Annotated in this window: 8 protein-coding genes; 1 reads left to right on the top strand and 7 read right to left on the bottom strand. The window is 74.1% G+C overall.

The genetic code is table 11. The features are described 5' to 3' along the window. The 3 genes from ACFWPT_RS22605 to ACFWPT_RS22595 all read right to left on the bottom strand — a co-directional run. On the bottom strand, positions 1–269 hold a 269-nt coding region (locus tag ACFWPT_RS22605), incomplete at its 3' end, for an ATP-binding cassette domain-containing protein (protein WP_380483750.1). Between the two features lie 194 nt (positions 270–463). Further along, the gene (locus ACFWPT_RS22600; RefSeq protein ID WP_380483748.1) at positions 464–2,608 is read right to left on the bottom strand and encodes a restriction endonuclease; all 2,145 of its coding nucleotides are present in this window, start codon (positions 2,606–2,608) and stop codon (positions 464–466) included. Positions 2,609–2,744: 136 nt separating this feature from the next. Beyond that, the gene (locus tag ACFWPT_RS22595) at positions 2,745–3,416 is read right to left on the bottom strand and encodes a maleylpyruvate isomerase N-terminal domain-containing protein (protein ID WP_380483746.1); all 672 of its coding nucleotides are present in this window, start codon (positions 3,414–3,416) and stop codon (positions 2,745–2,747) included. 88 nt (positions 3,417–3,504) lie between these two features. On the opposite strand from ACFWPT_RS22595, the gene ACFWPT_RS22590 reads away from it, so the two are divergent. Beyond that, positions 3,505–4,443 carry a DUF2797 domain-containing protein gene (locus ACFWPT_RS22590; protein WP_380379003.1) on the top strand — a complete coding sequence of 313 codons (939 nt, stop codon included), beginning with the start codon at positions 3,505–3,507 and terminating at the stop codon, positions 4,441–4,443. A gap of 48 nt (positions 4,444–4,491) precedes the next feature. Here the strand turns inward: ACFWPT_RS22590 and ACFWPT_RS22585 are convergent, their stop codons facing one another. From ACFWPT_RS22585 to ACFWPT_RS22570, 4 genes are all read right to left on the bottom strand, one after another. After that, a complete protein-coding gene (locus tag ACFWPT_RS22585; protein WP_380379004.1) occupies positions 4,492–4,794 on the bottom strand; it encodes a hypothetical protein in 303 nt (100 codons plus the stop codon). Positions 4,795–5,133: 339 nt separating this feature from the next. Then, the gene (locus ACFWPT_RS22580; protein ID WP_363372913.1) at positions 5,134–5,871 is read right to left on the bottom strand and encodes a succinate dehydrogenase/fumarate reductase iron-sulfur subunit; all 738 of its coding nucleotides are present in this window, start codon (positions 5,869–5,871) and stop codon (positions 5,134–5,136) included. Next, complete coding sequence (locus tag ACFWPT_RS22575) at positions 5,868–7,811, bottom strand: fumarate reductase/succinate dehydrogenase flavoprotein subunit (RefSeq protein WP_380483744.1); 1,944 nt, start codon at positions 7,809–7,811, stop codon at positions 5,868–5,870. The genes ACFWPT_RS22580 and ACFWPT_RS22575 overlap by 4 nt, the downstream gene beginning before the upstream one ends. Then, a complete protein-coding gene (locus tag ACFWPT_RS22570; RefSeq protein WP_380379007.1) occupies positions 7,808–8,512 on the bottom strand; it encodes a succinate dehydrogenase cytochrome b subunit in 705 nt (234 codons plus the stop codon). Before ACFWPT_RS22570 ends, ACFWPT_RS22575 begins: the two co-directional genes overlap by 4 nt. Between the last annotated feature and the right edge of the window lie 26 nt (positions 8,513–8,538).

Here is an 8,538-nt window from a genome sequence, read left to right as displayed (position 1 = left end):
AGCTGCTTGTCCTTGAGGCCGACGAGTTCGGTGTCGCCGATGGTGGTGGAGCCGGAGCTGATGGTGTCGAGGCCGGCCATGCAGTGCATGAGGGTCGACTTGCCGGAGCCGGAGGGGCCCATGATGGCGGTGTACTGGCCCTGCGGGAAGTCGACGCTGACGTTGTCGAGGGCCACGACGCGGGTCTCCCCGTCCCCGTAGACCTTGTTGAGGCCGGTGGCGCGGGCGGCCGCCAGGCCGGTACGGACGGCGGTTGCGGGGGTCGTCACGGGGGTGCTCCTGAGGGCGGGAACGGACAATCGGGTTCCGTTCCATCCTCCCAATCCGTTCGAGCGCGATGCGTATGTCCCGAGGAGGGGCGACCCCCGCCGTCTCGGCGGCTCGGCGGGGGTCTTCTCATCCTCAGGTATGACACCGATCCCTGAGGACCATGGTCCCTGTGCTGCGGACGATGGTCCCGGTGCTACTCCACCGCGACGCCGAACGCGCCCGCCAGCCCGAGCAGACCGTTCGTCACCGAGCGGCCCGACGGGCTGAACTGCCAACCGCCGCCCGCACGCTGGAACGAACCCATGAGCATCGCGCTGTCCGGCACGCCGCCGGTGCCGGCCGCCCACTCCGCCGGACCGGCCGCGCCCGGACCGTACGTCGCCACCAGGGCGACACCGTGCACGTAGCCGAGCGGCAGGGCCCGCGGCTCCTCCTCCTCGGTGGAGACGGCGACCACCACCTCGTCCACCGTGGCCGCCAGCCGCTCCAGGTCCAGGGTCAGCCGGACCGCCCGGGCCGGCTCGCCCGGCACCGAGTGGGTCGGGTGCAGCCGCACGGCGCCGTCCGGGTCCTGCGGGTTGTTGAAGAACACGAAGTGCTCGTCGCTCAGCACCCGCCCGGCGGCGCACAGGAACGCGGTGACGTCCAGCTCCACCGCGTCGCCGCCGGCCGTCCGGCTCTGCCAGCTGACCGTCAGGCTGCTGTGACGGTCCGTCGGCGCGGCCGCCGGTGCGGGCTTCTCCTGTTCCGCGGAGCCGCCGCCGAGCCGCCCCCGCAGCCCCTGCTCGGCCAGCAGCTCCACCAGCTCCGGCCCGCTGACCAGCGTCAGCGGCTTCCCCTCGATGTAGCTGTACGAGCCGCGGCCGAAGCCGGCGGTGGTCACCAGGATGCCCTTGTTAGCCCCGTGGTGCCGGACGGTCGACTCCAGGTCGCGCACGGCCGTCGGGGACACCGTCTTGCGGTAGCGCTTGGCCTGGATCACGATCTTGCCGCCGGTCACCGGGTCCAGGTCCTCGGCGACCACGTCCACCCCGACGTCGCCGCTGCGGGCCGTGGTCATCACCCGGAAGCCGCGCAGCCGGAACAGCTCGGCGATCAGCTCCTCGAACTCGATCGGGTCCATCTCGAACAGGTCCGGGTCGTCGTCGCCGCCGTGCCCGGCCAGGCTCCCGCCGACCGTCTCCGGCAGCCGGTCCGGCCGCACCTCGTCCAGCCGCTCCGGGCGTGCCGACAGCTTGCCGCCCAGGCCCTGGAAGCAGTCCACCGGCGCCACCCGGTCCAGCGCCAGCCCGGCGAACTCGGCCCGGGAGGCGGTCAGGGTGGCGAGGAAGCGCTCCGCCTCCCGGCCGGTCGCCGGGTCGATGCCGAGGACGAAGCCGTTCAGCACCACCGAGTCCAGCATCCCGTCCCGGTCCGCCCGGAACAGCTCCGCCGCCAGCCGCAGCGCCGACTGCGCCAGCACCTCCCGGTACAGCGCCTTGCGCTCCGTCGCCGGGCGGGCCACCTCCGCCTCGCGGTCGTCCGTCTTCACGTACCGGACCCGGCCGGCGGCCGGCACCACGTCCGGGCCGGGCAGCTCCCAGTTCACCACCAGCTGCCGGGTCGACGCCTCCCAGGCCGCCACCAGGCGGTGCGGGAAGCCCTCCGGCCAGGCCGCCGAGGCGTACAGGCCGGCGGTGAAGTACTCCTGCACCGCCTCCGGCTCGCCCGCGCGCAGCCGCCGCAGCAACTCCTCGGTACGGGCGGCGCGGTCCTCGTCCTGGCGGCGGCACTGCGCCGCCCAGGCCAGGTACTCCTGGTGGTACGCGGCCAGCCGGCGCTGCCGGTCGGCCTCCTGCGCCTGGGCGGCGTACCAGTCCTGCTCGAACCGGGCCCGGGCCTGCGCCAGGTACTGCTCGTACTGCCGCCGCACCCCCGGATTGCGCGCCTGCACCTGGTCCGGCGGCGGCACGTGGTACTTCGGGCCGCCCTGATCGGGCAGCTCCACCGGCCGGCCCAGCGGGCCCGGGTCGAACGGCGGCACCGGGCGCGGCGCCAGCAGCGCCTGCGGGCCGAACGCCGGAGCCGCCAGCCCGGCGGCCAGCAACCCGCGCAACTCCTCGACCCGGGCTTCCAGTTCGGCCGTCAGTCGGGCCGCCTCCGCCTCCCGGGACTGCTGGTAGGCCCGCTGTGCCTCCCGCTCGTTGCGGGCTGTCGCCCGCTGCTCATCCCGCTGCTCGCGCTCCAGCCGGCGCTGCTGCGCCGCCTCGGCACGCCAGCGGGCCTCCTCCCGGCGCTGCTGCTGTCGCTGCGCCTCCGCCCAGATCGCCAGCACTCCGTCGTTCCGCCGCCCCGCCACCGTCCACCCCTTCATTGCACGCCGGACCGGTCGCGCCGCACGCCTCCCGGCCGCGCCGCCAACCGCGCCCGCAACAATAGAACGTGAACACCCCACCGGGCCAAGCCCCGCGAGCAGCACGGCTGCACTGCACCGGTCAGTGCACCTGGGGCGCGTCCCCGGGCCGGGCGTGCCAGCGCCAGTCGGTGCGCAGCGGCCGGCCGGGCAGCGGGGCGCGGCCGGTGGCCCACAGAAGGGTCGGCCAGGGGGCGTCGGCGGCGGTGACGGGGACGTCGGGGAAGAGGCGGGCCAGGACGCGGCGGCAGAGGTCGGCCGGGGGGTCCCAGGGCAGGCCGAGGCCCTGGGCGACGTCGTGCAGGTGCACCAGTGTCTCGACCAGGCTCATCGCGACGAACCCGGCCGGGTCGGCGACACCCCACGGGTGGTAGGCGCGGACCTCGGGCGCGGCGGCGCGGGCGATCGCGACCATCAGCCCGCCGCTCGCCTCCAGCACCTCGACCAGCCCGTCGGGCCCGCTCGCGCGGTCGGCGCGGACGAAGTTGTTCGGCCCGCCGGGGAAGCGGCGCTCGGTGGCGAAGGGGACGTACCGCTCGCGCGGCGGGGCGGCCGGGCCGAGCTGGGCGCCGTAGGCGAGCAGGTCGTCGGCGAGGTGCTCGACGGTGGTCCAGCAGTCCCAGGTGACCGTCCCGGCGGGCCGGGACCAGTCGGCGTCCGCGGGCGCCGCGCGCAGGGTGGCGGCGGCGAGCCGGAGGACGAGCGCGAGGTCGTCAGCGGTGACGGGGGACTGGGCGGCGGGCTCGGGCGTCATGGTCGCGGAGGCTGGCAGGGGGCACTGTCACGGGAGCACTGTCAGGGGTGGCGGGTACTCTGCACTGGTTCGAGAGGGAGGGATGCCCGTGACGATCGCACCGCAGCACCACCCGGACCGGCCCGCCGGCTGGGTCTCCACCGGGCTGAGCTGGCACGAGGGCCGCGCCCTGCTCGGCGCCGTGCGCGGCGGCCAGACGCACGAGCGGGCCGTCACGCCCGGCGCGGAGGTCGGCTGGCTGCTGGGCGGGCCGCGCCGCTGCACCGGCGCCTGGCTGGCCGGGGCGACGGAGCGCACCCCGTGCCCGCACCACGCGGTGATCGCGCCGGACGGCGCCGCCGTGCAGTGCCCGGCCTGCCAGAGCGTCGACCGGGGCCTGGCCCTCGCCCGGGACCAGATCCTCGACGACGGCCGGACCTACCTGCTCTACCTCGCCTGGTTCGGCGACGGCCTGCTGAAGGTCGGCCTGACGGCCGAACAGCGCGGCGACAGCCGACTGCTCGAACAGGGCGCGCTGGCCTACGCGTTCACCGCCCGGGGCGGACTGCCGGCCATCCGGCGCGCCGAACTCACCGTCGCTGCCTCCGGGTTGGCCCGCGAGCGGTTCAAGGCCAGGCTGAAGACCGAGCACTGGTGGGCGCACGGCGACGAGCCGTACCGCCGGGCCGTGCTGGCCGAGGCCCGGGCCCAGGCGCACCGCCTGCTGGCCGGCCACGCGCTGGAGCTGCTCGCCGAGCGCCCGGTGGTCGACCACGTGGCGCGGTTCGGGCTGTCCGACGGCGCACCGGAGGCGTACCGGCAGGTCGGCGGCCTGGCCGACGGGGCGGTGATCGCGGGCACCCTGCGGCCGCCGGTGGGCCGCCACCTGTTCCTGGACCAGGCCGACGGCTCGGGGCCGCTGCTGCTGGACACCCGGCTGCTCACCGGCTGGACGCTCGCGCCCGTCTCCGGCCGTCCGACGTCCGGGGTGGCCCTGGAGGAGCGGGTCCGCCCGCCGGAGCCGGACACCCAGGAGGCGCTCTTCTAGAGTGAATCCGGGCTGGGGTGGTTCCCCGCGAGCCCGGGGGCTGAGGGCTCAGCCCAGCTTGCTGCGCACCCCGCCCGGGCCGGAGCGGGCCCGGCGGGACAGCGGCGGCCGGGACGGGCGGACGTCGGCGCGCGCGGCGGGCTCGCCCTCGGCGGTGCGCCGGGCGAGTGCGGCCCGGGCGGCGGCCAGGGCCACGCGGGTGAGCAGCGGGTCCTCCTGGACGCCGGCGGACCGTTTGGCCGCCTGGCAGTGCGAGCACCAGATCGGGGAGGCGGGCCCGTCCGGGTACGCCATGCTCTCGGGCGGCAGGTAGTGTCCGCCGCACTCGACACACTCGAAGACCAGCCTCATCCGGCGATCACCGTCCCGGATCCGTGGCACCGACCGCAGGGCGACCAGAAGGTGTGGATCCTCGGCACCATGCTCCCTTCCTCGTCCCGTTCGACCGTGGCTTCGGTCTTCTGGGTCCCCCCGGACCCGCCGCAACCGGAACAGGACTGAACCTCGGGCATATGCCGTCCTTCCGTAGCGGAGGACCACGGTAGCGCGAATTCCCGGGCGCGGGCGCGGGACCTGACGATCCACCACCCCTCGGGGGAGCGTGCGAATGCCCCACACGCCCCACTGCGCGCCGTCGGCCCCGCACCTGGGGGCGCGGGGCCGGGGCACGGGGCCGGTCGAAGCGGCCCGTCAACCGCGCGCGGCCCGCAGGAACTCGCGGTTCATCGCGGCGATGCTGGGCAGCGGGATGCCCTTGGGGCAGGCGGTGGCGCACTCGCCGGTGTTGGTGCAGCCGCCGAAGCCCTCGGCGTCCATGGCCGTGACCATGTCCCGCACCCGGGAGGCGCGCTCCGGCGCGCCCTGGGGGAGCACGTTGAGGTGGACCACCTTGGCGGAGGTGAACAGCATCGCCGAGCCGTTCGGGCAGGCCGCCACGCAGGCGCCGCAGCCGATGCACTCGGCGTGTTCGAAGGCGGTGTCGGCGGCCTCCTTGGGGACGGGCGTGGCGTGCGCGTCGGGGGCGCTGCCGGTGGGGGCGGAGATGTAGCCGCCGGAGCCGATGATCCGGTCGAAGGCGGAGCGGTCCACCACCAGGTCCTTGACCACCGGGAAGGCCGCCGCCCGCCACGGCTCGACGTCGATGGTGTCGCCGTCCCGGAAGTGCCGCATGTGCAGCTGGCAGGTGGTGGTCCGCTCGGGGCCGTGGGCCTGGCCGTTGATGACCATGCCGCAGGCGCCGCAGATGCCCTCGCGGCAGTCGTGGTCGAAGGCGACGGGCTGGTCGCCGCTGGTGATCAGCTCCTCGTTGAGGCTGTCGAGCATCTCCAGGAAGGACATGTCGGGGCTGATGCCGCCGACCTGGTAGGTCGTCATCGACCCGGGGGCGTCCGGGCCCGGCTGGCGCCAGATGCGCAGGGTGAGGTTCATGCGTAGCTCCGCTGGGTGGGGTGGACGTACGCGAAGTCGAGGGCCTCGCGGTGGAGGACGGGGGCGGCGCCGGTGCCGGTGAACTCCCAGGCGGCGGCGTAGCCGTACTCCTCGTCGCGCCGGGCGGCCTCGCCGTCGGGCGTCTGGCTCTCGGTGCGGAAGTGGCCGCCGCAGGACTCGGCGCGGTGCAGGGCGTCCAGGCACATGAGCTCGGCGAGCTCGAAGTAGTCGACGAGCCGGTTGGCCTTCTCCAGCGACTGGTTGAGCTCCTGCCCGGTGCCGGGCACCTTGATCCGGCGCCAGAACTCCTCGCGCAGCTGCGGGATCCGCGCCAGGGCCCGGCGCAGTCCGGCCTCGTCGCGGGCCATCCCGCACTCGTCCCAGAGGAGTTCGCCGAGTTCGCGGTGGAAGGAGTCGGGGGTGCGGTCGCCGTCCACCGCGAGGATGAGGTTCAGCCGGTCCTCGACCTCGGCCTCGGCCTCGGTGACCGCCGGGTGGTCGGCGGGGACGGCGGGCAGCGGGTTGCGGGCCAGGTAGTCGTTCAGGGTGGGCGGCAGGACGAAGTAGCCGTCGGCGAGGCCCTGCATGAGCGCGCTGGCGCCGAGCCGGTTGGCGCCGTGGTCGGAGAAGTTGGCCTCCCCGACGGCGAACAGGCCGGGGACGGTGGTCTGCAGGTCGTAGTCGACCCAGAGTCCGCCCATCGTGTAGTGGATCGCGGGGTAGATCCGCATCGGCACCCGGTACGGGTCCTCGGCGGTGATCCGCTCGTACATGTCGAACAGGTTGCCGTACTTGGCGGCGACGGCGTCCCGGCCCAGCCGGCGGATGGCGTCGGCGAAGTCCAGGTAGACGCCCTGCCCGCCGGGGCCGACGCCGCGGCCCTCGTCGCAGACGTTCTTGGCGGCCCGGGAGGCGATGTCGCGCGGCACCAGGTTGCCGAAGGCCGGGTAGATCCGCTCCAGGTAGTAGTCCCGCTCGTCCTCGGGGATCTCGGCCGGCGGCCGGGTGTCGCCCTGCGCCTTGGGCACCCAGATCCGGCCGTCGTTGCGCAGCGACTCGCTCATCAGGGTGAGCTTGGACTGGTGGTCGCCGGAGCGCGGGATGCAGGTGGGGTGGATCTGGGTGAAGCACGGGTTGGCGAAGTGGGCGCCGCGCCGGTGGGCCCGCCAGATCGCGGTGGCGTTGGAGTTCTTGGCGTTGGTGGAGAGGTAGAAGACGTTGCCGTAGCCGCCGCTGGCGAGGACCACGGCGTCGGCGGTGTGGGTGCTGATCGCACCGGTGACCAGGTCGCGGGCGACGACGCCGCGCGCCCGGCCGTCGACGACCAGCAGGTCGAGCATCTCGGTGCGCGGGTGCATCTCCACGTTCCCGGCGGCGATCTGCCGGGACAGCGCCTGGTAGGCGCCGAGCAGCAGCTGCTGGCCGGTCTGGCCGCGCGCGTAGAAGGTGCGGGAGACCTGCACGCCGCCGAAGGAACGGGTGTCCAGCAGGCCGCCGTACTCGCGGGCGAACGGGACGCCCTGGGCGACGCACTGGTCGATGATCTCGACCGACACCTGGGCGAGCCGGTGCACGTTGGACTCGCGGGCGCGGAAGTCGCCGCCCTTGACGGTGTCGTAGAACAGCCGGCGGATCGAGTCGCCGTCGTTGCGGTAGTTCTTGGCCGCGTTGATGCCGCCCTGGGCGGCGATCGAGTGAGCCCGCCTCGGGGAGTCCTGGAAGCAGAACTGGACGACGTGGTAGCCCTGTTCGGCCAGCGTGGCGCCGGCCGCGCCGCCGGCCAGGCCGGTGCCGACCACGATCACGGTGTGCTTGCGCCGGTTGGCCGGGTTGACCAGCTTGGCCTCGAACCGCCGCTGGTCCCAGCGCTGTTCGATCGGCCCGGCGGGGGCCTTGGTGTCGGCGACGGGCGCGCCGACGGTGTAGTCCAGGTAGCTCATTTGACGACTCCGAACATCACGGCCACGGGGACGGACAGGAAGCCGACGGTCAGCACGAGCGCCAGGCCGTTGGCGGTCAGCTTGAGCACCCGGTCCCGGCGGGCGTTGTTGGCACCGAGGGTCTGCGCGGCGCTCCAGAAGCCGTGCCGGATGTGCAGGCCGACGGCGAGCATCGCGACGATGTAGATCACGCAGCTGTACCACTGGCCGAAGGAGGCCACGATGTTCTGGTACGGGCGGCCGTGCTCGGCGGCGGGGTTCACGGTGAGCGTGGTCAGGTCGAGGATGTGCCAGACGATGAACAGTGCCAGGATCACCCCGCCCCAGCGCATGGTCCGGGTCGCGTAGCTCGCCCGGCGACGCTTGTGGACGTACTTGCTCGGCCGGGCGGCGAGATCGCGGCGGCTGAGCTGGTAGGCCGAGACGCCGTGCAGCACGACGGCGGCCAGCAGGCCGAAGCGGGCGATCCACAGGAACCACTCGTGGCCCAGGAACGGCTGTCCGATGGTGCGCAGCCAGGCCGCGTAGCCGTTGATGTCGTCCGGGCCGGCGAACACCTTGAGGTTGCCCAGCATGTGCGCGACCAGGTAGAGCAGCATGGCCAGTCCGGTGACGGCCATGACCGCCTTCTTGCCGACGGTCGACCGCCAGAGCGTCGCCAGGGTGGACGGATGCCGGGCCGTCCGAGTCGCGGTTGTCATGGCTGCAACGGTAGGGACGGCCACCA

It is taken from the genome of Kitasatospora sp. NPDC058478 (genome assembly GCF_042720345.1).
In the GTDB taxonomy this organism is placed as follows: Bacteria; Actinomycetota; Actinomycetes; order Streptomycetales; family Streptomycetaceae; genus Kitasatospora.
Note: the sequence above shows the minus strand (reverse complement) of the source record. Positions and strands in the feature narration are given on the sequence as shown.

What these genes read in the sequence shown, in the direction of transcription:
- ACFWPT_RS22595 (WP_380483746.1), bottom strand. Translation starts at nt 3,416, where the DNA reads ATGACGCCCGAGCCCGCCGCCCAGTCCCCCGTCACCGCTGACGACCTC.
- ACFWPT_RS22585 (WP_380379004.1), bottom strand. Translation starts at nt 4,794, where the DNA reads ATGAGGCTGGTCTTCGAGTGTGTCGAGTGCGGCGGACACTACCTGCCG.
- ACFWPT_RS22580 (WP_363372913.1), bottom strand. Translation starts at nt 5,871, where the DNA reads ATGAACCTCACCCTGCGCATCTGGCGCCAGCCGGGCCCGGACGCCCCC.
- ACFWPT_RS22575 (WP_380483744.1), bottom strand. Translation starts at nt 7,811, where the DNA reads ATGAGCTACCTGGACTACACCGTCGGCGCGCCCGTCGCCGACACCAAG.
- ACFWPT_RS22570 (WP_380379007.1), bottom strand. Translation starts at nt 8,512, where the DNA reads ATGACAACCGCGACTCGGACGGCCCGGCATCCGTCCACCCTGGCGACG.